We start from the raw sequence: 22,588 nt of genomic DNA on the forward strand, positions 1-22,588 counted from the left end.
CTGTTCGCGCGGTCGTGCCGTCGGCCGCGCGCCGCTCACCCCGGCCACGCCACGTGTACCGAGCCGGGAGAACCGAAAGGACCGCCCCGGTGCCCCTCGCGGAAGAACTGCTGGGCCAGGCCGCCGCGGCAGGACTCGGCGTCTGCATGGAAAAGGCGAACGGTACCCGGGGCGCGGCCGCTGTGCGCTCCGCCGCCGCGCGTCTCGACGGACTGGCCCTGCGGGAACGCAGTGACCTGCTGCGCGACGCCCTGCTGGCGGACCTGCCCGATGGTTACCCCCGCACGGAGGCGATCGTTCGCACCGCGCTCGAGGACCCGGGATTCACCGGGTGGATGATCTGGCCCGTCACGGAGGCCGTCGTCTCCCGCGCCCTGGAAGCGGCGGAGCCCGAAGCCTTCGACGCCGCCCTGGCACTGCTCGCCGACCTCACCCCGCGGCTGACCGCCGAATTCGCCATCCGGCGTGTGCTCGTGGCCGATCCGGAACGCGCCCTCACGATCGTCCAGCAGTGGGTGCACCACCCGGACGAGCACGTCCGGCGCCTCGCCACGGAAGGCACCCGCCCGAGGCTGCCCTGGGCGATCCGCGTCCCGGGGATCACCGCCCGGCCCCGGGCGACCCTGCCCATCCTCGACGCCCTCTACCGCGACCCCTCCGAGTACGTACGGCGCTCGGTCGCCAACCACGTCAACGACATCAGCCACGCCGACCCCGACCTCGCCGTCGAAGTGGTCACACGCTGGGCGGCGGACCCCGACGAGCACACGCCCCGGCTGATCCGGCACGCCCTGCGCACGGCGATCAAGAAGGGCCACCCGGGTGCCCTGGCGCTGCTGGGATTCGAACCCGCCGCCGATGTCGCCCTCACCGGGCCCGAACTGACCACGACGCGGGTGACCGTGGGGGAGGAGCTGACCTTCACCTTCCACGTGGAGAACACGGGCGACACCCCGGCCAAGCTGGCGATCGACTACGTCATCCACTACCGGAAGGCCAACGGCACCACCGCCCCCAAGGTCTTCAAGCTGACCACCAGGACCCTGGGCGCGGGGGAGCGGGCCTCCATCAGCCGGCGGCACTCCTTCAAGCGGATCAGCACGCGCGTGTTCCATCCCGGAAGCCACATGCTCGAACTGCAGATCAACGGTGTGGCCCAGGGCAAGGCGGGTTTCGACCTGGTCGTCCCCGTGTGAGGACGGACCGGCGGGCCGCCCGCCGCACGTCCTGATCGTTGCGCCGGTTCGTGTCCGCCATTCGGTTGAGCGGCCCGGCCACATGGCCCGGTGGGCCGACATCCGCGGCGGCGATCCGGTTCTGTGGAGCGATGAGAATTCTCCGCCTCGCCGTCGCGGCCACCATGCTGATCACCGTCTGCGCGTGCTCCGCCGGTACGCAGCGGTCCGAGCCGGCCTCCTCGGGGACCCATGTCTCCGAGAAGGTCCTCGCGGACGCGGTGGCCGGCGGCGCCGTCCCGTCGTATCCCGCTCCCGCGCACCGCGACGCCTACCTCAAGGCCATCGGTGACATCGACCCCGCGCTGGACTCCAGGGGCATGGACCCGGCCATCTGGGCGGGCCGGGACATCTGCGTACTCCTTGCGGCAGACGTCAACCGAGGGGCCGTGATCGCCAGGACCGCCGACCGTTTCAGCCACGCGGGGCACCAGGTGGCCCCGACGGAGGCGCGCCGCATCGTCCGCGCGGCACAGAAATTCATCTGCCCCGACATGCGGTGAACCGCGGTGGGCGTCCGGGCCCGGGCGCGCGCGGGGCTACCCGACAGGGTCCGCGGCCGGACCGGCCGCCCGGGCCTCGGCGACCGCGCGACCGCGCTCGGTGTCCGGGAACCGCGCGAGCATAGCCGTGAGTTCGCCGCTGTCGACATTGGCGCCGAAGGGCTCGGTCCCCGGTTCGAGGCGCACGCCCTGGGCGAGCGGCCCGGCGACGACGGGGTCGAAGCCGAGCGCGTCGACGAGGCTCGCGACCTCCGCGAGGTCGTCGGGGCCGTCGCCCGCGATGGCGATCGCCTTGCGCCCGGGCGCACCCGCGGGCCGTGCCCCGTCCTCCAGGTCGTGGTACCCCATGTGGTTGAACGCCTTCACCACCCGCGACCCGGACAGGAACGCCTGGACGGTCTCGCTCGACGAGGTCCTGGGGTCGGTCAGGTCGTCGCGGATGCCGTCGACCTCCCACCAGTAGTTCATCGCGTCGATGACGAGCTTGCCCCGCAGCGCCTCGGCCGGGACGCTGCGGTACTTGCCCAGCGGCAGCGCCAGGACGGCGATGTCGGCGCGGGCCGCGGCCTCGGCGGGGGTGACCGCGACGGCGCCCGGGGTGAGGACCTCCACCGTCAGCGCGATGGGGGCGGGATCGCCCGAGCCCGCGATCAGCACCCGGTGACCGGCCGCCAGGGCCAGCCGGCCCAGCACGGTCCCGACCTTCCCCGCGCCCAGGATGCCGATCGTGCGCACGCCCTCGGTGTTCATGTCGTCTCCGTTCTTCGGGGTTCGTCGCGTCGCGTTCGGGCGTCAGCCCGCGAGGATGTCGCGGACCATGGGGATGACCTTCGTGCCGTAGAGCTCGACGGCCCGCATACGGGCGCCGGCGGGCTGCGGGCCCACGGTGTAGATGAGGTCGAACCGGCCGACCCCGAGGTCGCCGACGGCCTTGGCGATCTTGCGGGCCACGGTCTCGGGCGAGCCGACGTACATCGAGCCGTGCGCGACCTCGGCGTCGAACTCCTCGCGGCGCACCGGGGGCCAGCCGCGCAGCTTGCCGATACGGTCGCGCATCACCTTGTAGCCGGGCCAGAACCCCTCCCGGGCCTCCTCGTCGGTGTCCGCGACGAAGCCGGGGGAGTGCATCCCCACCGGGTGGGCCGTCGTGCCGAACTGCTCCGCCGCGCGCCGGTACAGGTCGATGTACGGCGCGAAGCGCGTGGGGGCGCCGCCGATGATGGCGAGCATGAGCGGGAAGCCGTAACGCGCGGTGCGGACCACCGACTGGGGCGAACCGCCCACGCCGACCCAGGTCGTGAGCCGGCCCGACTCGGTCTTCGGGAAGACGTCGGCGTCCTTGAGCGGCGCCCGCGTGGTGCCGCTCCACGTGACCGGCTTCTCGTCGAGGAGCTTCGCGAAGAGCTCGATCTTCTCCTCGAAGAGCACGTCGTAGTCGCTGAGGTCGTAGCCGAACAGCGGGAAGGACTCGGTGAAGGAGCCGCGGCCCAGGATCACTTCGGCCCGCCCGTTGGAGAGGGCGTCGACGGTCGAGAAGCGCTGGAACACGCGGACGGGGTCGTCGGAGCTGAGGACGGTCACGCCGGAGGCGAGCTTGATCCGCTCGGTGCGCGTGGCGATGCCGGCGAGCACGGTCTCCGGGGTCGACACCGAGTACTCGGGACGGTGGTGCTCGCCGAGCGCTATGGCGTCGACGCCGATCTGGTCGGCGAGCACGGCCTCGTCGAGGACCTGGCGGATGGCGGCGGCGTGGGAGACCGGGGCGCCGGTGCCGTCGACCGGTACGTCGCCGAACGTGTCGAGGCCGAAAACGAGATCAGACATCAGCGGGTTCCTTCGTGAGCAGTTCGCGGACCAGCGGGGCCACCTCGCGGCCCAGGAGTTCGATGGTGCGGGCACGGGCCCGGCGGGGCAGGCGGAGAATGTCGTACTTGAGGTCGAAACGGCTCAGGTGCAGGTCGCGGGCGGTCCGGGCGATCTTGTGTGCCACGGTCTCGGGGGAGCCGACGTACAGCGCGCCGTCGCGGATCTCCGCTTCGTAGCGCTCCCGTGTGGGCTTGTAGAAGCCGCGCTCCTCGGCGAGTGCGGTCACGACGGGCTCCCAGTAGCGCCACCAGGTGTCGGCCGCTTCCTCGTCGGTGTCCGCGACAAGGCCCAGCGAGTGCTGGCCGATGGGCAGGGCGGGGTGGCCGGATTCCGCCAGCGCCCGCTGGTAGAGCTCCACGTGGCCGGCGAAGCGCTGGGGGCGGCCGCCGATGATGGCCAGCATCAGCGGCAGACCGTACCGGGCGGCGCGGATCGTGGAGTTGGGGCTGCCGCCCACGCCGATCCAGGTGGGGATCCCGCCGCTGCGCATGCGGGGACGCAGGTGCTGTTCGACCAGCGGTGAGCGGACGGTGCCGGACCAGGTCACCGTCTCCTCCCGCTGGAGGCGCATGAACAGGTCCAGGTTCTCGTCGAAGAGCCGGTCGTAATCGGCGATGTCGTGGCCGAAGAGGTGGAAGGACTCGGTGACCGACGCCCGCCCGAGGACGAGTTGGGCCCGGCCGTCCGACACGGCGTCCAGGGTGGAGAACGCGTGGTACAGGCGCACCGGGTCGTTGGTGCTGAGGACGGTGACGGACGTGCCGAGCTTGATGCGCTCGGTGGCGGTGGCCATCGCGGAGAGCAGGACGGGGGTGGCGGTGTCGACGTGACCCGGGCGGTAGTGCTCGCCCACGCTGAAGACGTCGAGCCCCGCGGCCTCGGCGAGAGCGGCTTCCTCCACGAGCAACCGGACGGTCTCGGCGTCGCTGAGCATGCGACCGCCGTCCGTCGCGACCTCGCCGAACGAGTTCAGGCCCAGTTCGAAGGCAGTGCCCGGCATGATCCTCTCCTCCCCGCCCCCCGAAAACGGCCGCGCTTCGGGCGGCCAGTGATTGACGTGTCAAGCATGCATCGATATGATTGACATGTCAAACAGAGGGGCGGTCGGCATGGAACGGCGACACGGGCGGTTGCCCACCACCGAAGAACTGCGGATCTGGCGCGACTTCGTCGAGACGACCGAACGGCTCCGCTCGGAGCTCGCGTCACGGCTCCAGGGTGACTCCGGACTGTCCACCGGCGACTACGCGGTGCTCCTGGCACTGCAGGAGGCGGAGGGGCACCAGTTGCGCTCCTCCGAACTGGCCGCGGCCGTCGGCTGGGAGCGCAGTCGCCTGTCGCACCACCTCGGACGCATGGAACGCCGCGGGCTGATCCGGCGCGTGGAGTGCGCCACCGACAACCGGGGCGCCGAGGTCGTGCTCACCGCCGAGGGCGCCCAGGGCTTCCGGCGGGCCACGCTCCCGCACCTCAAGGCCGTCCGGGAGTTGTTCGTCGACCCCCTCACCGCGCAGCAGTTGGCCGCCGCCGGTGAGATCGCCGAGGCCCTGCGCGGACGGCTGGACGCGCCCGGGACCGATTCGCCCGGGGCCTCCTGAGGTCTGTCGCGCGGCTGGGCCGGAGCGAGGGTCATGCCACGGCGCCGGCCAGCCGGAACGAGCTGCCGGACGAGCTCTGCTGCCACGCGGCGGGAAGCGCGGCGGCGAGCGCGTGCTGCGCGCGCCACCCGGTGCAGTGGCCGGGGACCACGAGCCCGGGCGCCAGCTGTGTCAGCGCGCTGACCGTCGGCCCGATGACCGGTTCGAAGGCCGGGCCGCTCAGGTGCAGGCCGCCGACCAGGGCATGCAGACGTTCGACCCTGGTGAGCCGCTGTGCGTGCCGGACGATGTTGATCGCGCCGGCGTGGCCGCAGCCGGTCAGGACCACCAGCCCGCGGCCGCGGAGGTGCACCACGAGCGCCTGATCGTCGATGACCTTCGCGTCGTGCGCCCAGCCGTCGCCGGTCCACGCCTGATGGCCCGGCGGCATGCCCCGTTCGAACTCCGTGGTCCGGTCGACCTCGCCGGTGATCAGGACGCTGTCGTCGAGCAGGAGCGAGGGCACGCGCCGCTCGACGACGTCGAAGCCCTCCTCGCGCAGGGCCTTCTTGCTGACGGTGGGGAACGGCAGGATCTGCCCACCCGCGGCAACCGTGCGGCGGTGGGTCCACGCTTCGGGGTGCACGATCATGGGCATGGCCGAGCGCAGGCGGGCGGCGAGACCGGCCAGGCCCCCGGCGTGGTCGAAGTGGCCGTGGCTCAGGACCACCGCGTGCAGTTCGTCCAGGCGCACCCCGAGCCGGTCGGCGTTGCCGACCATCGCTGCCGGCGAGAGCCCGGTGTCGAACAGCAGCGTGCTGGTCCGCCCGAGCCGCTTGGTCGTGACCAGGGCGGAGAAGCCGTGCTCGGCGGTGAGCCCGACGAAGGTGCGGCCCTCCTCGAAGTGCGGCGCCGCCTCGACACCGACGGCGAGGGAAGGGCGCTGTGTGTGATCGTCCCCGGTCAGGAGCGCGTCGTAGACATTGTCGACCAGGACGGTGATCTCGAGTTCATCGACCGGTTCGAGACGTACCGGGTCCACCGCGGGCCCGTGGGCGGGGCGGGGGGCGGCGCCGGCCACCTCGGAGGGGCTGCCCGGGGAAAGGCACATGTGATCAGCCTTCTTTCCGCTCGTCACTCCCATGGTGCGCCGAAGCGGCCTCCGCGGCTGTGCGCGGTGGCGTGTGCGGCGGAACACGCCGGCCCCTCCCGGCGCGGCCCCGACTTTCGATATCGCCCTAGCGCGGAGGGCGCCGGCCGGTGAGTGCCTGCCACTGGTCGCGGGCGGTCTCGAGCCGGTCGAGCGCTTCGTCGAGGGCCCTGTCGCGGCTCTGGCGTGCGGTCACCACGCCCAGATGCCGGCGGGCCCGCTCGGCGGGCAGGGTGTCGGCCTGTGCCGCTTTGAGTTCGTCCTCGGCCTTCTTGATCGATGCGGCGCGTTCCGTGAGGAAGCGGTTCTCCTTGGCGACCTGGTTCTCGGTGCGCACGCTGAAGCACCGCACGCTGTCCTCGCTGTGCTGGTCGACGGCGTAGGACTCCAAGTGCACGCCGTCCGGGCGCCTGAGGTAGATGTGGTGGCCGATGTCGCTGCGCTCGAACTGCACCTGCGTGCCGCCCAGGGGCAGCACTTTCGTCCCCGTCCCGGAGATCACCATCACGTGTTCGTGCAGGGACAGGTGACCCAGTGTCGCGAGCAAGGTGCCCTGGCTCTGCCGGCGCAGGCCCTTCAGCCGCCGTTCGGCGTCGCTGATGCGCCTGCGGTAAGCCTGTTCGGCGCGGGTCACCTGGGCCTCCGCGACGGCCAGTTCCCGCCGGGCCTTGGCGCGCAGTTCGCGAACGGCCCGCCGCTCGCGGTTCAGGCCGTCCCTGTGCTTGTCGTGGTTGCCGGAGAACGCGAAGTGCCAGCCGCCGGGATACCGGAGCAGCCGCCACCCGACGCCTATGAGGAGAAGGGCCAGGACGGCCAAGATCACGTGAACGGTGCCCACATGCCCACCCCTCCCAGTGGCAGCCGCCGCGTGCGCGGAGCGCGGGGCGGCGGAACCAGCCGAAGGTGCCGAATCTGATGAGTTATCTGTAGATATGCCCGGTCGAGTCGGGGTGGATGCGTGAGGGTTGTGTGATATTCCGTCACCGCATGTGGCGTGAGGGAACGCCAACCCGCCGGCGCCTACGCGTTGCCCGTGTCGAACGCGTTCTGGTGCCGCCGGATCTCCGCGTGCCGGTCGGCGGACCAGGCCGCGAGTTCCAGCACTGTGGACAGCAGTGAGCTGCCGAGCCCGGTCAGGGAGTACTCGACGCGGGGTGGGACCTCGGCGTACGCGGTGCGGTCGACCAGACCGCTGCGCTGGAGCTGCTTGAGCGTGAGCGTGAGCATCCGCTGGGAGATGCCGGGGATGGCGTGGGCGAGCTCGGAGTAGCGCACCGGTCCGTCGGAGAGCGTGCCGATGATCAGCACACTCCACTTGTCGCCCACCAGGTCGAGCACTTCGCGGATGAAATCGGCGTCCTGGTCGTCCCAGCGGGCACACGGGCCCGGTACGCGCCGCACGTTCGCCCGTACATTCGTGCGCCCCTGCCGGAGCTCGCCGCCGGTGCCCACGTCAGCCGCCTCTCTCCCGGTGGTCCACGCACATGGATGTGCCTTTTGTATCGCTTGTCATCCTAATCCACAGTGGGGCTACGAACAGATAGTGAGTTTCGGGAGGAGCCCACCATGAGGATCGAGTTCTGGTCGGACATCGTCTGCCCCTACTGCGGGCTGATGGACCACCGCCTGCGGCTGGCACTGGAGCGTTTCGAGCACGCCGGGGAGGTCCAGGTCGTCCACCGGTCGTTCCAGCTCCACCCCGACCTGCCCCGGGAGGGCGTCACCCAGCGGCAACTACTGAGGCAGCACAACGTCCCCGCGCGGGACGCACAGCGGATCTTCGCGTCGATCGAGGGTGCCGCTCACGCGGAGGGACTCAATCCCTACCACGCGCTGGACCGGACCCTGGGACCGACCGACTACGCCCACGAACTCCTTGCCTACGCCACGGACCGGGGCCGCGGCAGCGAGGTGTGGACGGCGATGTTCCGCGCCCACTTCGGGACGCGCCGCGAGCTGTGGACCAAGAACCAAGTGCTCGACTTCGCCGCCGAGACCGGGCTGGACCGCGAAGAGGCCGCCCACGCGCTGGACGAACGGCGCTACCGGGCCCGGGTGGCCGCCGACCAGCGCGCGGCCGAGCGCCTGGGCGCCCGCGGTATGCCCTTCATCACCCTCGGCGGCACGCACGCCGTCCCCGGCGCCGTCGGCACCGAAGCGCTGCTGGAGGCGATGGCACGGGCCTGGGAGGCGGCCCACCCCGCGCCGCGGCCGCTGGAGGTTTTCGGCGCGGCCGGCGACGCGTGCGGCCCGGACGGATGCGCCGTTCCCCCGCACCGTCCCGTGCCCTGACCTCGCCCATCCACCTCTTCGTACGAAAGAGCCACCACCATGTCCTACCTGCTGCGCATCGACGCCTCCCTCTCCGGGGACGCCTCCGTCTCCCGCCAGGTCGCCGACTCCTTCACCGCCGCCTGGGGCGGCGACGTGGTCCGACGCGACCTCGCGCTCACCCCGGTCGGCCACTTGGACGCTGCCGGCATCACGGCCCGCACCACCCCCGCCGACGAGCACACCCCCGAGCAGAAGGCCGCCGCGCTCCTCCAGGACCAACTGGTGGAGGAGTTCCTCGGAGCGGAGGCCTACCTCTTCGCCGTGCCGCTCTACAACTACTCGATGCCGTCGGTCTTCAAGGCCTGGCTCGACCAGATCATGATCGTCGGCAGGACGATCGGCGTGGCCGGCGGTGCCCGCAGCGCCGGCCGCCCCGCCGTCGTCGTCTCCGCCCGGGGCGGCGGATACGGCCCCGGCGCGCCCCAGCACGGCAAGGATTTCCTCGTCCCGGCGCTGCGGACGGTGCTCGGCGACCCGAACCTCCTGGCCCTGGACGTCCGTTCCCTCACACCCGAACTCACCTACGCCCGCACCATGGACGCGCTCCGGCACCTGCTCCCGCAGCACCGCGCCTCACTGGAGGAGGCGCATGCGCAGGCCCGCCGGCAGGCCGCCGAGATCACGGACGGGCCGGGCTGCCCCGTACCGGGTGACGGCCCGGTCGGCCCTCACAGGCCGGCGAGCACCGGCAGCAGTTCGGCCGCGGCCGTCACGTCCGCCGTCAGCGGCCGGTCCTCGGTCCCGGCCGGGAGCACGGCGTCGGCCACGGTGAACGCGGGAAACGCGGGCGGCGGCTCCGGGTGCAGCCGCAGCGCCCGTACCGCGGTGGCGAGTTCGCAGGCCAGCACCGTGGTGTACGCGTCCGCGGCGCGCAGCGACTGCCGTGCGGCCTGGGAGGCGAAGCTCGCGGCCTCCTCCAGACCGTGCGAGAGCACCGCGTGGCCGGCCGACGCGGGTGTCGCGCAGGAGCGCAGCTCCGCCAGGGCCGAGTTGGCGGTGTACTCCAGGATCATCGCGCCCGAACTGCTGGCCGGACCGGTGGCCAGGAAGCCGGGCAGCCCGGTGAGGTCGGGACGGCCGAGGGCGGTCAGCCGTGCGGCGGACAGCTGTGCCGTCTGCAGCACGGCCAGGTTCAGCCCGTCCAGGGCGAGCCCGAGCGGGGCCGCGTAGAAGGCCCCGTGATGATGGGCCGTGGTGCCGTCGGAGGAGATCAGGGGGTTCTCGGACGGGACGTTGATCTCGACCTCGACGATCCGGCGCAGGGCGTCGGCGGCGTCCAGGGCGGGGCCGTGGCCCTGCGGGAAGGCGCGGAATCCGAACGGGTCCTGGATCCGGCGGCCGGCGCCGTACGGCCGGCCGGGCACGCCGAGCAGCCTGCGCACCTCGGCGGCCGCACGGGCGACTCCGGGATAGGGGCGCAGGGCGTGCACCTCGGGCGCGTACGCCTCCAAGGAGCCGGAGACCGCGGCGAGCGACAGCGCGGCGACGGCGTGCGTGGCGCGGAGCAGCAGGTCGAGCTGGTGGCAGGCGAGGGCGGCCTGGCCCAGGGTGAGCGCGTTGCTGCTGAGCAGCGCGAGGGCGTCGCCGGGCTGGGGCACGACAGGCGTGGGCAGTTGCGACGACGGCCCGGCGGGACTCGCGTCGGCGGGCCGCTTCCGGGAAGTCCGGTGGCGCCGCTGCACGGGGAATCCGGGCGGCAGATCGCCGGGGAGCGCGTCCTCCTCCGTCTGCGGTTCCTGGCCTTCGGGGCGGCCGGTCAGCCAGGGGCGTTCGCCGATCAGGGTGAGGCCCGTCTGGGCGAGGGCGGTGAGGTCGCCGGTGCCGAGGCCGCCGTACTCGTTGACCGCCGGGTGGACACCCAGGCACAGCGCGTCGGTGAGGGCGGTGACGAAGGCGGGCTGGATGCCGGAGCCGCCGGAGAGCAGCTGGTTGGCGCGGACCGCGAGCATGGCCCGTACCTGGCGGGCCGGCAGCAGCGCCCCGGCGCCGCCCGCGTGGCTGCGCAGCAGGCGCAGTCCGTGCTCGGCCTCGTCCTGCGCGGTGACCGGCACCGAGCGGTGGGCGCCCACGCCCGTCCCGCGGCCGTACAGGCGTCCCGCGGCGGCGAGCCGGCCCGCCGCCCTCCAGGAGCGCAGGACCCGGTCGAGTGCGCCGGGCGGTACGTCCGGCGTGGCGGCTGCGTCGGCCAGCCGCACCACGTCCGGCACGGTGAGGCCACGCCCGTCCAGCTCGACGCGGGTGCCCTCGGGATCCGGGGGCACCCGCGTCGAGCCGTTCAGCGTTGTGTCCATGAAGCCGTGGGTCAGCCGAGGCCGACGGACTTCAGCCAGGCCTGGGCCACGTCCAGCGGGTCCTTGCTCTGCGACTGGACCTGGGTGTCCATGTCGAGCAGGGCGGCCGTGTCGAGCTTGGCGGAGACCGCGTTGAGGGCGTCGACGCCCTTCTGGTCCAGCCCGGACTTGTAGACGAGCGGCTGCACGTTCTCGAAGCCGAAGAGGTTCTGCGGGTCCTGGAGGACCACGAACTTCTCCTTGGCGATGGTCGGGTCCGTGGTGAAGATGTCCGCCACCTGCACGGTGTTCTTCGTCAGCGCCGCCGCGGTCAGCGGGCCGCCCGCGTCCAGCGCCTTGAAGGACTTGAAGTCCAGTCCGTAGACCTTCTTCAGGCCCACCAGGCCCTGCTGCCGGGTCTGGAACTCGGGGGAGGCCCCGATGGCCAGGTCCTTGGCGATGTCCTTCAGGTCCGCGATCGAGGACGCGGCGGTGAGCTTGTACTGCGCGGCCGTGGCCGCGTTCACGGTGACCGAGTCCTTGTCCTGCGCCGCCGCCGGCTCCAGCAGCGTCAGCTTGGGGTCGAGCTTGGTGCCGATGGCGGCCGTGGTCTCCTCGACCGTCTTCGGCGTGGCGTCCTTGTCGAGGTAGGCCAGCAGGGCGCCGTTGTACTCGGGCAGGACGGTGATGGAGCCGTTCTTGAGCAGGCCGTACGTGGTCTCGCGGCTGCCGATGTTGGGCTTGTAGGTGACGTTGATGCCCTTGGCCTTGAGGGCCTCGCCGTAGATGTCGGCGAGCAGGATGCTCTCGGCGAAGTTGTTGGAGCCGACGACGACGGTGTCGCCGCCGGGCTTGCCTTCCGAGAGCGGGTTGTCGGACTTGTCGTCGGAGGACGACGAACACCCGGCGACGAGTGCCGTGGCCGCCGCGAGTGCGAGGGCGGCCACGCTGCGGCTGCTCGTGCTTGACCTGGTGCTCTTCGCGTAAGAAGTCACAATTCTCGATCCGGGCTCGGCGATTGGTGGGGGCTGGGTTGTGGCAGGCCGTGCGGCGTGCGGGCACACGTACGATCCTGATCCAACCCAGCCGGTTCCCGCCCAGTCAAGAGCACTCAGGTCACCGATTAGCCTCCTTGATGCGCAAATGTGGAGAGTGGACGGTCGCCTTGTAACGAACTCTTGACATGAGCCGTGGCGAACGCGGCTTCGAAGGCGCGATACATTCACCGCTGTTGCATCGGCCACAGCTGTGAGCGGGGGCCGCTCCGATGTCGTTGCGCACCATCGACCACACCCCTTGAAGGAGGCCAGGTGCCCACGGTGCAGGTGGACGAGCCCGCACGCCCGGCTGCCCCACCGCCGGGCGGCGGCCCCTTGGGGTTCGCCGACCGCTGGCCCTTCCGGCGCAAGCTCAACGTCCTGGTGGGCGTGCCGGTGGCCGTGGTGGCCGTGCTGCTCACCTATCTCATCGCCGCCCAGGCGGGGCGGGCGCAGGACGCGGCGGCCGCCGCCCAACTGGTCCGCGACAGCACCCAGGTGGCGACCCTGGCCGACCGCGTGGAGGCCGAGCACCAGCAGGCCATCCTGCTCTCGGTGCGATTCGAGTCCGCCCGCGGCGCACACCCCTCGACCGACGCGTACCGTACGGCGCAGCGGTCGGTGGACGCGCAGGTGGAGAAGGTGCGCCGGACCTTCGGGGACCGGCTGCCCGAATCCGAGGCGCAGTCCCTGCGGGAGATCGAGGGCCTGGCCACCCTGCGCGCGACGGTGGAGCAGAGCTATCTGCCCGCCGACAACATCGACCCCGCCTACACCGGCGTGGCCAAGGGCCTGATCGACGGCCTCGGCCTGGACCGCAACGCGGCGCTCGCGGCCACCTTCACCGGCAATCTGCTGGACTCCCTGCTGCGCGCGGACGCCGCGCACAGCTCTTTCGAGACAAGTGTGTTCTCGGCGACGACCGGTGACGCCAACGCCCTCATCGAGTTCAACGCCGCGGTCGGCTCCTACCAGCTGTACGCCTACCAGGCCGACCGCTTCGCCCGGTTCGCCACCGAGCAGCAGGCCGACGAGCTCGCCGGCATCGAGCGCACCGAGCCCCAGCGCCGGATCGCGCAGGCGTACGCCGAGCTCCAGATCGACCCCAGCTCCCTGCAGGCGGACACTCCGGCCGAGGTCCACCGGGCGTTCACCGGCGCGCTGGCCGACTACCCGGCCTATCCGGCACAGGCGGAGAGCCGGCTGAGGATCACCTCCTCACTCATCGACCAGATCGCCGACACCGCCGACACCGCCTCCGGCGACGCGTGGTGGCGGGCCGCCCTTCTGCTGGCCGTGGCACTGTTCGGCTTCCTGGTGTGGCTGGTGCTGTCGGTCGTGGTCCGCCGGTCGGTGGTCCGCCCGGTGCAGGCGCTCACCGCGGCCGCGCAGGAGGTCTCGTCCGCCACGAGCCGCGAGCTCGCGCGGGTGGCCGACGACGACGCGGAGGACGCCGGCCCGCCGCGGGTGCGCGATGTGCCCGTCACGGCGCGGGACGAGATCGGCGATCTCGCCCAGGCGTTCAACCAGGTGCAGACGACCGCCGCCGCGCTGCTGGCGCGCCAGGTGCTCAGCCGCCGCAACGTCGCCGAGATGTTCGGCAACGTGGGACGCCGGGTCAGCAACCTGACGACGCGTCAGCTCGCGCTGATCGACGCGGTCGAACGCGGCGAGACCGACCCGGCCCTGCTGGAGCGGCTCTACTCCATCGACCACATCGCCGTCCGCCTGCGCCGCAACGCCGACAGCCTCATGCTGCTGGCGGGCATCCGTGAGACCGTCCTGGACTCGGGCCCCACCGCGCTCACCAATGTGGTGCGCGCCGCGCTCGGCCAGATCGAGGGCTACCAGCGGGTGCGGCTCTACGCCGAGACCGAGGCCATGGTCGAGCCGGACATCATCGGCGACCTCACGCTGATGGTGGCGGAACTCGTGGAGAACGCCGTCTCGTTCTCCCCGGCGGGCAGCCCCGTCGAGGTGACGGTGCGCTCCGGTGACGGGGACGCCCTGATCGCCGTGGCCGACCACGGCCTCGGGATGAGCGCCGAGCGCCTCGAGGAGGAGAACGCCCGGCTGATCCGCCGCGAGCGCCTGGACCTCGTACCGACGAAGGTCCTCGGCCTGTTCGTGGTCGGTACGCTCGCGCGCCGCTGGGAGGTGGGGGTGACCCTGTCACGTACCCCCGGCGGCGGTGTGACCGCGGAGGTCGCGATCCCCGCGACCCTGCTGCTGAGCATGAGCGCGGTGGACTCCACGGGCCCGGCGACGAGCCCGGCCGCGAGCGCGCCGGCCTCCACGCCGGTCACGCCGGCCGCCAGGAGCGCCGCGGCGGGCCCGGCCACCGACCTGGTCCCGTCCACGGGCCCCCACGCGGCCGCGAGCGAGAGCACCATCGAGGCCGGCCCCGGTGACGGCGCTCCGCTCCCACGTCGAGTTCCGCGCAGGGAGGCGAACGGAGCCGCCGAGAAGCGGCCGCTCGTGCCCGGGCCCCGCAAGGAGACTCCGGCCGACGACTCCGCCGGGCAGCCCGCCCTGCGCCGCCGGGTCCGCGGGGCCACGTTGCGGACGACCGCCGGCCCGGCCGCGCAGCAGCCCGCGCAGCCCCTGCAGCCCGCCGACGCCGAGGCCGTGCGGTCCGCGCTGGACGAGTTCGAGGCCGCGGTCGAGCGCGCCCATCGCGACAGCGACACCGGCACCCACTTCGTAGGAGACGACCGCACCGCCGCCACCGGTGCCGAACCCGGAACCGCGGCGGCGCCTCCTGCGCACCGCCCGAACCACCACCCGGAAGGAGCCGAGCAGTGAGCACGCCGACAGGTGACACGCCGACGACCGACCTGCAGGCCGCCGCAGCCGACTTCAACTGGCTGCTGAACCGTTTCGCCACCGAGACCGCGGGCGTCGTCGACGCCATCGCCGTCTCCTCCGACGGGCTGCTCATCGCCGTGTCGGAGCTGCGCGAACGCGCCCACTCCGAGCGGCTGGCCGCCATCGTCTCGGGCATCACCAGCCTGGCCGCGGGCGCCTCAGGCAACTACGGCCTCGGAGGTCTGAACAAGGTCATCATCGACCTGGAGGGCGGCCACGTCATCGTCTCCGCGATCGGCAGCGGCGCCGTGCTCGGCGTCGTCACCGACAAGGAGGCGAAGCTCGGCAACATCGCCTACGAGATGACGCTGTTCGCCAACCGGGCCGGCACCGCCCTCAGCCCGCAGCTGGTGCTCGAACTGAAGAACACCGTCGGCGCCGCCTCGGCACGCTGACCGGCGACCGCCCGGTCCGGAGAGGAAGACACGACTTATGGCGGACGGTTCCACACCGGCCGGCGAGGACGGCGCGGCACCTCCGGTTCCCGAGCCGGTCGGCCCCGCCTCGGCCGTCCGCCCGTTCCTCCTCACGGCCGGCCGGGTGGCACCCGCGACCGCCCGGCCGGTTCCGGTGGAGACCCAGGTGGTGGCCACCGTCGCCGGGCTCAAGACGCTCGACGAACTCACCTTCGAGCAGCACGACATCGTTGCCGCGTGCCGGCAGCCGCAGTCCATCGCGGAACTCGCGGCCCGGCTGCGGCTGCATCTGAACGTGGTGCGGGTCCTCGCCGAGGACCTGCGTGCCGCGGGACAGCTCACGGTCCATGTGCCCGACTTCGGTGCCACCCATGACGCATCCGTCCTGCGCAGGGTTATCGACGGCCTGCGGGCCGTCTCCGACTCCCGGGGGGGTACTCCGTGACACCGACCGAACCGCTGACCGGTGGCGGCACGGCCGCGCAGGCCGTCGTACGACCGCCGCTGCCGGTCAAGATGGTGATCGCGGGCGGTTTCGGCGTGGGCAAGACCACGGCCGTCGGTTCCATCTCCGAGATCGAGCCGCTGACCACCGAGGCCGCCATCACCGAGGTGGCGGCCGGCGTGGACGACCTCAGCCAGACCCCGCGCAAGACCACGACCACGGTGGCCATGGACTTCGGCTGCCTCACCATCGACCCCACCTTGAAGCTGTACCTGTTCGGGACACCCGGGCAGGAGAGGTTCGGCTTCATGTGGGACGACATCGTGGAGGGCGCGGTCGGCGGTCTCGTCATCGTCGACAGCCGCCGCCTGGACGACTGCTACGCGGCCGTCGACTACTTCGAGCACCGGCAGATCCCGTTCGCCGTCGCGCTCAACGCCTTCGACGGACGCGTCGAGCACTCCCTGGACGAGGTCCGCTGGGCGCTGGACGTCGCCGAGCACGTCCCGGTGGTGGTGTTCGACGCCCGCGAGCGCGGCTCGGTGCGCGACGCGCTGCTGGTGGTGCTGGAGCTGGCGCTGGAGCGCACCGGCGGCTGAGCCCTGACACGCGTACGGGCCCGGGGCGATGCGGCATCGCCCCGGGCCCGTACGCGTCTGGTGCTGCCGGTGTCAGGCGGGGCGGCGCACGCCCGGCGACACCGTGAGCCGCGCGATCGCCCAGAAGACCGCGAGCGTGGCCAGGGCCATCACGGCGACCAGGGTGGCGCCGCCCACGACCTTCTCGTAGTCGCGCTGGTAGAGGCCGTCGATGATGTACCGGCCGAGACCGCCGAGGCCCACGTACGCGGCGATCGTCGCCGTGGAGACGATCTGGATGGCGGCCGAGCGCAGGCCGCTGAGGATCAGCGGGAGCGCGGCCGGGACTTCCACCTGGAAGAGGATCTTCGACTCCTCCATGCCCGTGCCCCGGGCCGCGTCGACCGAGGATGGGTCGACCGTGCGGACCGCCTCGTAGGTGGTGACCAGGATCGGCGGCACGGCGAGCACGACCAGCGGGATCATGACCGGCCCCAGGCCGAATCCCAGCCAGGTGACGACCAGGACGAGCAGGCCGAAGGTGGGCAGCGCGCGGCCGGCCGTGGCGGTCATCGCCAAGGTGTTGCCGCCGCGTCCGTAGTGGCCGGTCACCAGGCCGATCGGCAGTCCGATGACGGCGGCGAGGAGGAGCGCCTCCAGGGAGTACTGGATGTGCTCGACGACGCGGGTGGGGATGCCGTCGTAGCCGTGCCAGTGGGCGCCGTCGCTGAAGAAGGCGTTGATGAAGTGCAGTACGTTCACCGGGCCGCGCTCTCCTTCGGCATCCAGGGGGTCAGCAGCAGGCGCAGGGCGACGAGGACCGCGTCGACCACGACCGCCAGCACGGCCGTCGTCACCACGGAGTTCACCGCGAGCACGGGCCGGTGGTAGATCTGCGCGTCGTTGAGCAGGTTGCCCAGCGCGCCCTGGTTGCCGATCAGCATGCCGACGCTGACCAGGCTGATGCTGGAGACGGCCGCCACCCGCAGGCCGGCGATGATCGCCGGCACCGCGATGGGCAACTGCACCTGTACGTAACGGCGTACGGGGCCGAAGCCCATGGCCGTGGCCGCGGCCAGGGTCTCCTGCGGCACCGAGCGGACGCCGTCGACGATCGCCGGGACCAGCACGACCAGGCTGTAGACGGCGAGAGGGATCATCACCGTCAGTTCGGTCTGGCCCGTGTAGTCGATGAGCACCACGAAGAAGGCCAGCGACGGTATCGCGTACAGCACGGTCGTCACGCCCAGCGTGGGGGTGTAGACCCAGCGGTAGCGGACGCAGAGCTGCGCGATGGGCAGGCTGATCAGCAGCGCGGCCAGCACCGGCAGCAGCGCCTCGCGCAGATGCAGGCCGATCAGGCCGAACCAGCTGTGCTGGAGGTCGCTCGGGATGTCGAAGAAGCCGCTCATCCCGCGACCTCGGCGTCGGTGCGCTGCGCGCGGTCGCCGGCGTGGGCACCGCGGATGGCCTCGCTGATGGTCTGCTGGGAGACCACGCCGACGACGCGGCCGGTGCCGTCCACGCCGACGGACCAGCCGGTCGGCGACAGCACGGCGCCGTCGAGTGCGGCCCGCAGCGACTCCTTGCCGTGCTCGAACGGCCGCCCGTAGGGCAGCAGGCTGCCGGGGTCGATCTCCCCGGCGGTCAGCAGACGGGGCTCGCTCCAGCCCAGCGGCCTGCCGTCCAGGTCGGTGACGAGGAGGTAGGGCACGTCCGCGGTGGTGCGGGCGGCGATCTGCTGTGCGTCCGCGTCCAGGGCGACCACGGGCTCGGTCCGCAACTCCAGCGCGGAGGAGGAGAAGAAGGACAGCCGGCGGATGCCGCGGTCGGTGCCGAGGAAGTCCTCGACGAATGCGTCCGCGGGGGCGGACAGCAGCTCCGCGGGCGGGGCGAACTGGGCGAGCCTGCCGCCCGTGCGCAGCACCGCGACAGTGGTGCCCAGCTTGATGGCCTCGTCGATGTCGTGGGTGACGAAGACGATGGTCTTGCCCAGCTCTTCCTGGATCCGCAGCAGTTCGTCCTGGAGGCCCTTGCGGACCACGGGGTCGACGGCGGAGAAGGGCTCGTCCATCAGCAGCACCGGCGGGTCCGCGGCGAGCGCCCGCGCCACGCCGACACGCTGCTGCTGGCCGCCCGACAACTGGTACGGGTAGCGCTTGGCGAGCGAGGTGTCGAGTCCGACCCGCTCCATCAGCTCGGCCGCCCGCGTCCGTGCGCGCCGCTTGTCCCAGCCGAGCAGCCGGGGAACGGTGGCGATGTTGTCCAGGATGGTGCGGTGCTGGAACAGCCCGGCGTTCTGGATGACGTAACCCATCGACCGGCGCAGGGTGTTGACAGGCTGCTTCTGGATGTCGACGCCGTCGAGGAGAATCGTTCCCTCGCTGGGCTCGACCATCCGGTTGATCATCCGGAGCGTGGTGGTCTTGCCACAGCCCGACGGTCCCACGAGAACGGTGATGGAGCGGTCCGGTATCTCGAGTGAGAGCCCGTCGACTGCCACCGTGCCGTCCGGGTACCGCTTGGTAACTGACTCTATCCGTATCAAAACGCCGAATACCCTTCGGGTCTGGCAGAAGCTGCCCGCTCTCGGCCACGGACGCGCGGGCCGTTGCGGGGAGAGTGTAGACGCCCATTGTTGCGGCGCTTTTGCGCGGTTACCCTCGCGCGCCGTGCGCATGCCCGTGGGCGCGCCGACGGGTGCGATCACCGGGGACGTGCGGGCGTCAGGGCGTGGCCGCGGGCCCCTTGGACGCCGCCGTGGACGCATGGTCGTCCCGCGTCCCGGTGAGGGCGTCGAGGAGGTGCTGCAAAGTACGGCAGGCCGCCGCGAAATGCTCGGGACCGACCGCGGCGGACCAGCGCTGCTCGATCTCGGCGACCCGGCCGCCCGCGTCGTCGAGGGCCTGGCGACCGCGCACGGTGGGGAAGATCAGCTTGGCCCGCCGGTCGCTGGGATCGGGACGCCGCTCCAGGTAGCCGAGATCCTGGAGCTCGTTGACCAGTTCCGATGCCGCCGCCAGGCTCAACTGCGCCCGCGCGGCGAGGTCGGTGAGGCGGATCCCGTCGATGCCGACGTTGCCGAAGATCTGCAGGTGCGGCTCGCGCAGATCGCCGTAGCCCCGCGCCGCGGCGGACGCGAACATCTCGGTCCTGAACTCCCGGAGCAGCCGCACCAGGAGCTGGCCGACGGCGAGACGGTCGACAGGGAGATCGCTTGACGAGGCCATGGTCCGGAAGGATACTTCGGGTACCGAAGCTTCGGCTACCGAAACGTTTTTGGAGGGCGCCATGGACCGGCCTTCGCCCGGTGCAGTCGAGTCCGTACCCACCCGGCTCGGACCACTGAGCGTCGAGACGATCGGATCCGGCCCGCCGGCACTGCTCTGGCACAGCCTCTTTGTCGACTCGACCACCTGGGTCCGCGTCAGGGAGCCACTGGCCGCCACGCGCCGGCTCGTGATCGTCGACGGCCCGGCCCACGGCCGAAGTGCCGCTCCCGAGCACCTGTTCACCCTCGAGGACTGCGCCGGCGCCGCACTCGACGTCCTCCGGCACCTGGGCATCGACGAGCCGGTGGACTGGGTCGGCAACGCGTGGGGCGGACACGTCGGCATCACCTTCGCCGCCGCCCACGCACGGCACGTCCGCAGCCTGGCCACCATCGGCGCGCCCGTCCACGCGCTGACCGCCCCGGAACGACGGCAGATCAACCTGCTGGTGCCGATCTACCGTGCCGTCGGCCCGGTCGGCCCCGTGCTCGGCCCCCTCACCACGGCCCTGCTCGGCGAGGGCGCCGATCCCGAGGCGGCCGCCCTGATCGCCGAGGCCTTCTCCGGGCCGGAGCGGCGGGGGATGGCCCGTGCCATCCGGTCGGCGAGCCTCGAGCGCGAGGACCTGAGCCCGACCCTGACCTCCGTTCCCGCGCCGACGCTGTTCGCCGCCGGCGCGGACGACGCGACCTGGCTGCCCGACGCCGCGGCGGCCGCCGCCGCCCGGCTGCCCCGCGGCGGATGGGCGGTTCTGCCCGGTGCCGGTCATGTCGCACCGCTGCTGGAAGCGGCACCGGCCCTCGTCAGCCTGCTCAGGACCTTCTGGCAGGACCCGGACGCGGTGAACTCCCTGCACCAGTCCCCGTCCGAGTCCACGGCCTGAGCCGTCCGCGCGATCGCGGGGACGGGCGGAGAGGCACACCTCCGCCCGGCCCCGCGAAACTCCGGGCCCTACCGCTTGACGCGACTGCGGACGGCAAGCGCCGCGAAGGCGAGCAGAATCGGTTCCGTCACCCGGGACGTCATCTCGATGTAGGTGCCCGCCGTCGTCAGGCCCTGCTCGGACGACCGGAACACCACCGAGTTGATGACCACCCGCAGCGACTTCTCGAACCGCTGCCCCGTCATCCGCCGCGCGTACGGCCCGCTCGGATCGACCGGGTCGGGAGTCCTGGTGGTCAGCTGAACCCGCCGGCCGTCGACAGTGCCACGGCTCACCGGATCCGGCTCCTGTGCGGCCAGCCCCCACAGCATCATCGCCAGAACGGTGGACGCCATGGCCGCCAGCAGCCACCCCATGGCCCGGGAGGCGCGCAGACCGTACCCGGAAAGCGCCCAGTAGACGGCGAGGAGGGCCCGTTCCCCGCCCGGCCGGCCGGGGTCGTTGCGGCGCATTTCCATCTCGCCGTAGTAGAAGTCGGCGGCGTCCGGTTCGTTCTTCCCGTCCTCCAGGGACTTGCGCAGCTGACGGTACAGCGGGGCCACCGTCGCCGGTCCCGGTACGTCGCCGCCGGGCGCCGGCTTCCAGCCGCTGCCGCCCCGCGCCGTGCGCCAGTGGTGCTCCTCCGCCAGCGTGCGGCGCGACGTCCACCGTCCCGGAACCGTCCCGCGTCGCCGGAAGCCGGACGGCGGGGTCGCGAAGACGCATCGCCCTTCGAGCCGCAGTTGGTCGAGATGGACGGCGCCCGCGAACCGGCAGTCGGACAGGTCGAGATCCGTGAGGACGAGATGGGCCGCGTCGACGCTGCGGATCGAGACGACCCGGACGGCCGCACTCCCCGCGGGCGCCTGCGTGTTCTCCAGGGCCGTGAAGGGCGCCGGGCCGGCGGCCACCGTCAGCGGCAGCTCCGCGGCGGCGTCACTGAGGTCGACCGTCGCATGTCGGAGGCGGAGTGTCGCCGTGGACGACCAATGGGTCCGGTGCGCCCGCACTTCGGAAGCCGCCGCCGTGACCAGGGCGGGTCCCCGGAAGCGCGCTCCGGACAGGTCTAGGGTCTTGAGGCAGACGACGGGGCCGAGATGGCTGGTCACCTCGAATGTCGTCGACTCAAATCGGGCACCGTCGGCGAAGACGACATTGCTGAAGACGGCGTCGTCGCGGAACCGCACCCAGCTGAACTCCGGCACGCGCAGGAAGGTGCAGTAACTGAAGCGCGTGGTCGAATTGAAGACCGCTTCCGTGAACTGGGTCTCCCGGCGGAACTCGACCTGGGAGAAGACCACCGCGCCGGGGAAGTCGACCTTCACGAAGAACGCGCCCTTGTGGAACGTGACCGACCGGAAGTAGACGAAGTCGCTGAGCCCCAGATCGATGAAGGACGCGTTGCCGGCGAACGTGGTCCGCTCGAAGTAGGCTTCCGCACCGAACCTCGCACGAACGAAGTCGACGGGGCCGGCGAACGTCACGTCGTGCCAGCGCACCGACTCCCGGAACTCCGTCCCGCCGAAGGACACGGGCCCCTCGAACCTCACTCCCTCCCATTCCGCGGGGGAGTCGAGCGCCATCCCCGTCCACGTGGCGCTCCCGGTCACCCGCACGTCGCTGAAGCGCGCGGTCCCTCGGAACACGCTCCCGTGGAAGGACGACCGACCGCCGAACACGACCCGGTTCAGCAGGCACTGCGCTGCGAAGTGCGCGCCGTCGAAGCGGGCTTCGCCGTCGAAGGTCACCTGGTTGAGTACGAGATCGCCGGCGAAGCCGCAGTCCGTGAAGCCCGCCCGCCCGAACCGCGGCCGGCCGGTCGCGGGGTCGCGGACGGCGGTCAGGAGCTCGCCCAGCAACTCCCGCGTGAAGGTGGTGCCCTCGTGCCGCACACTGCTGCCGGGTGCGAGCGTGCCCAGGTAGGCGGCACGTTCGGCGTCCGCCAGATGCTCCAGGCAGCGTTCGTACGGCTCGACCACCCGGCCGCGGCAGCCCACGGGCTCGTCCCAGGGGACGGCGCCGTGGCCGCAGTACGGATACCGGGGAGGCTGCCGAGTCGCAGCGGACGGAAGGGTCACAGCGATGTGGACGGCCGCGGGACCCGATCGGTTGCCT

Annotated in this window: 21 protein-coding genes and 2 pseudogenes; 10 read left to right on the forward strand and 13 right to left on the reverse strand. The window is 72.0% G+C overall.

Features of this window, described 5'->3' with window-relative positions:
- Window positions 1-89 precede the first annotated feature (89 nt).
- Complete coding sequence (locus ABZ883_RS20325; protein WP_360907798.1) at window positions 90-1,196, forward strand: DNA alkylation repair protein; 1,107 nt, start codon at window positions 90-92, stop codon at window positions 1,194-1,196.
- Window positions 1,197-1,327: 131 nt separating this feature from the next.
- The gene (locus ABZ883_RS20330; protein WP_360907800.1) at window positions 1,328-1,738 is read left to right on the forward strand and encodes a DUF732 domain-containing protein; all 411 of its coding nucleotides are present in this window, start codon (window positions 1,328-1,330) and stop codon (window positions 1,736-1,738) included.
- 36 nt (window positions 1,739-1,774) lie between these two features.
- Here the strand turns inward: ABZ883_RS20330 and ABZ883_RS20335 are convergent, their stop codons facing one another.
- Genes ABZ883_RS20335 through ABZ883_RS20345 form a run of 3 tightly spaced genes read right to left on the reverse strand, consistent with a single transcriptional unit; the run spans window position 1,775 to window position 4,604 of the window.
- Window positions 1,775-2,488 carry an NAD(P)-binding domain-containing protein gene (locus ABZ883_RS20335; RefSeq protein WP_360907802.1) on the reverse strand — a complete coding sequence of 238 codons (714 nt, stop codon included), beginning with the start codon at window positions 2,486-2,488 and terminating at the stop codon, window positions 1,775-1,777.
- 42 nt (window positions 2,489-2,530) lie between these two features.
- Window positions 2,531-3,562 carry an LLM class flavin-dependent oxidoreductase gene (locus tag ABZ883_RS20340; protein ID WP_360907804.1) on the reverse strand — a complete coding sequence of 344 codons (1,032 nt, stop codon included), beginning with the start codon at window positions 3,560-3,562 and terminating at the stop codon, window positions 2,531-2,533.
- Window positions 3,555-4,604, reverse strand: coding sequence for an LLM class flavin-dependent oxidoreductase (locus ABZ883_RS20345; RefSeq protein ID WP_360907806.1), 1,050 nt, complete (start codon window positions 4,602-4,604; stop codon window positions 3,555-3,557). The genes ABZ883_RS20340 and ABZ883_RS20345 overlap by 8 nt, the downstream gene beginning before the upstream one ends.
- Before the next feature lie 109 nt (window positions 4,605-4,713).
- On the opposite strand from ABZ883_RS20345, the gene ABZ883_RS20350 reads away from it, so the two are divergent.
- Entirely contained in the window at window positions 4,714-5,202 is a 489-nt protein-coding gene (locus ABZ883_RS20350; protein WP_360907808.1) for a MarR family transcriptional regulator, read from the forward strand.
- Between the two features lie 31 nt (window positions 5,203-5,233).
- Here ABZ883_RS20350 and ABZ883_RS20355 read toward each other — a convergent pair whose 3' ends face one another.
- The 3 genes from ABZ883_RS20355 to ABZ883_RS20365 form a co-directional block, all read right to left on the reverse strand.
- Window positions 5,234-6,292, reverse strand: coding sequence for an MBL fold metallo-hydrolase (locus ABZ883_RS20355; RefSeq protein WP_360907810.1), 1,059 nt, complete (start codon window positions 6,290-6,292; stop codon window positions 5,234-5,236).
- 127 nt (window positions 6,293-6,419) lie between these two features.
- The gene (locus ABZ883_RS20360) at window positions 6,420-7,169 is read right to left on the reverse strand and encodes a hypothetical protein (RefSeq protein ID WP_360907812.1); all 750 of its coding nucleotides are present in this window, start codon (window positions 7,167-7,169) and stop codon (window positions 6,420-6,422) included.
- 182 nt (window positions 7,170-7,351) lie between these two features.
- Window positions 7,352-7,732, reverse strand: coding sequence for a helix-turn-helix domain-containing protein (locus tag ABZ883_RS20365; protein WP_360907814.1), 381 nt, complete (start codon window positions 7,730-7,732; stop codon window positions 7,352-7,354).
- Between the two features lie 165 nt (window positions 7,733-7,897).
- On the opposite strand from ABZ883_RS20365, the gene ABZ883_RS20370 reads away from it, so the two are divergent.
- Window positions 7,898-8,623 carry a DsbA family oxidoreductase gene (locus tag ABZ883_RS20370; protein WP_360907816.1) on the forward strand — a complete coding sequence of 242 codons (726 nt, stop codon included), beginning with the start codon at window positions 7,898-7,900 and terminating at the stop codon, window positions 8,621-8,623.
- 39 nt (window positions 8,624-8,662) lie between these two features.
- Window positions 8,663-9,076, forward strand: a pseudogene (locus ABZ883_RS20375) (NAD(P)H-dependent oxidoreductase); the annotation flags it as partial.
- Between the two features lie 257 nt (window positions 9,077-9,333).
- On the opposite strand, the gene ABZ883_RS20380 reads toward ABZ883_RS20375, so the two are convergent.
- Together ABZ883_RS20380 and ABZ883_RS20385 are read right to left on the reverse strand one after the other, a co-directional pair.
- Entirely contained in the window at window positions 9,334-10,956 is a 1,623-nt protein-coding gene (locus tag ABZ883_RS20380) for an aromatic amino acid ammonia-lyase (RefSeq protein ID WP_360907818.1), read from the reverse strand.
- Between the two features lie 11 nt (window positions 10,957-10,967).
- Window positions 10,968-11,930: an ABC transporter substrate-binding protein gene (locus tag ABZ883_RS20385; RefSeq protein WP_360907820.1), complete on the reverse strand. Its 963-nt coding sequence runs from the start codon at window positions 11,928-11,930 to the stop codon at window positions 10,968-10,970.
- A 315-nt stretch (window positions 11,931-12,245) separates the two neighbouring features.
- Between ABZ883_RS20385 and ABZ883_RS20390 the strand changes: the two genes are divergently transcribed.
- The 4 genes and pseudogenes from ABZ883_RS20390 (at window position 12,246) to ABZ883_RS20405 (ending at window position 16,300) form a co-directional block, all read left to right on the forward strand.
- The gene (locus ABZ883_RS20390; RefSeq protein ID WP_360907822.1) at window positions 12,246-14,777 is read left to right on the forward strand and encodes an ATP-binding protein; all 2,532 of its coding nucleotides are present in this window, start codon (window positions 12,246-12,248) and stop codon (window positions 14,775-14,777) included.
- Entirely contained in the window at window positions 14,774-15,235 is a 462-nt protein-coding gene (locus ABZ883_RS20395; RefSeq protein WP_319662430.1) for a roadblock/LC7 domain-containing protein, read from the forward strand. The genes ABZ883_RS20390 and ABZ883_RS20395 overlap by 4 nt, the downstream gene beginning before the upstream one ends.
- 37 nt (window positions 15,236-15,272) lie before the next feature.
- Window positions 15,273-15,708: pseudogene (locus tag ABZ883_RS20400) on the forward strand (DUF742 domain-containing protein); the annotation flags it as partial.
- The gene (locus ABZ883_RS20405; RefSeq protein WP_360907825.1) at window positions 15,698-16,300 is read left to right on the forward strand and encodes an ATP/GTP-binding protein; all 603 of its coding nucleotides are present in this window, start codon (window positions 15,698-15,700) and stop codon (window positions 16,298-16,300) included. The pseudogene ABZ883_RS20400 and the gene ABZ883_RS20405, both read left to right, overlap by 11 nt.
- Before the next feature lie 72 nt (window positions 16,301-16,372).
- Here ABZ883_RS20405 and ABZ883_RS20410 read toward each other — a convergent pair whose 3' ends face one another.
- From ABZ883_RS20410 to ABZ883_RS20425, 4 genes are all read right to left on the reverse strand, one after another.
- A complete protein-coding gene (locus tag ABZ883_RS20410) occupies window positions 16,373-17,041 on the reverse strand; it encodes an ABC transporter permease (RefSeq protein WP_360907827.1) in 669 nt (222 codons plus the stop codon).
- Entirely contained in the window at window positions 17,038-17,691 is a 654-nt protein-coding gene (locus ABZ883_RS20415) for an ABC transporter permease subunit (protein ID WP_360907829.1), read from the reverse strand. The genes ABZ883_RS20410 and ABZ883_RS20415 overlap by 4 nt, the downstream gene beginning before the upstream one ends.
- On the reverse strand, window positions 17,688-18,827 hold the full coding sequence (locus ABZ883_RS20420; RefSeq protein WP_360907831.1) for an ABC transporter ATP-binding protein: 1,140 nt from the start codon (window positions 18,825-18,827) through the stop codon (window positions 17,688-17,690). The genes ABZ883_RS20415 and ABZ883_RS20420 overlap by 4 nt, the downstream gene beginning before the upstream one ends.
- Window positions 18,828-19,005: 178 nt before the next feature.
- On the reverse strand, window positions 19,006-19,509 hold the full coding sequence (locus ABZ883_RS20425) for a MarR family transcriptional regulator (RefSeq protein WP_360907833.1): 504 nt from the start codon (window positions 19,507-19,509) through the stop codon (window positions 19,006-19,008).
- Between the two features lie 61 nt (window positions 19,510-19,570).
- Between ABZ883_RS20425 and ABZ883_RS20430 the strand changes: the two genes are divergently transcribed.
- Window positions 19,571-20,434, forward strand: coding sequence for an alpha/beta fold hydrolase (locus ABZ883_RS20430; RefSeq protein ID WP_360907835.1), 864 nt, complete (start codon window positions 19,571-19,573; stop codon window positions 20,432-20,434).
- 68 nt (window positions 20,435-20,502) lie between these two features.
- Here ABZ883_RS20430 and ABZ883_RS20435 read toward each other — a convergent pair whose 3' ends face one another.
- Window positions 20,503-22,470, reverse strand: a complete 1,968-nt coding sequence (locus ABZ883_RS20435; protein ID WP_360907837.1) for a pentapeptide repeat-containing protein — start codon at window positions 22,468-22,470, stop codon at window positions 20,503-20,505.
- Between the last annotated feature and the right edge of the window lie 118 nt (window positions 22,471-22,588).

Origin of the sequence: Streptomyces sp. NPDC046977 (genome assembly GCF_040644455.1) — a bacterium.
In the GTDB taxonomy this organism is placed as follows: Bacteria; Actinomycetota; Actinomycetes; order Streptomycetales; family Streptomycetaceae; genus Actinacidiphila.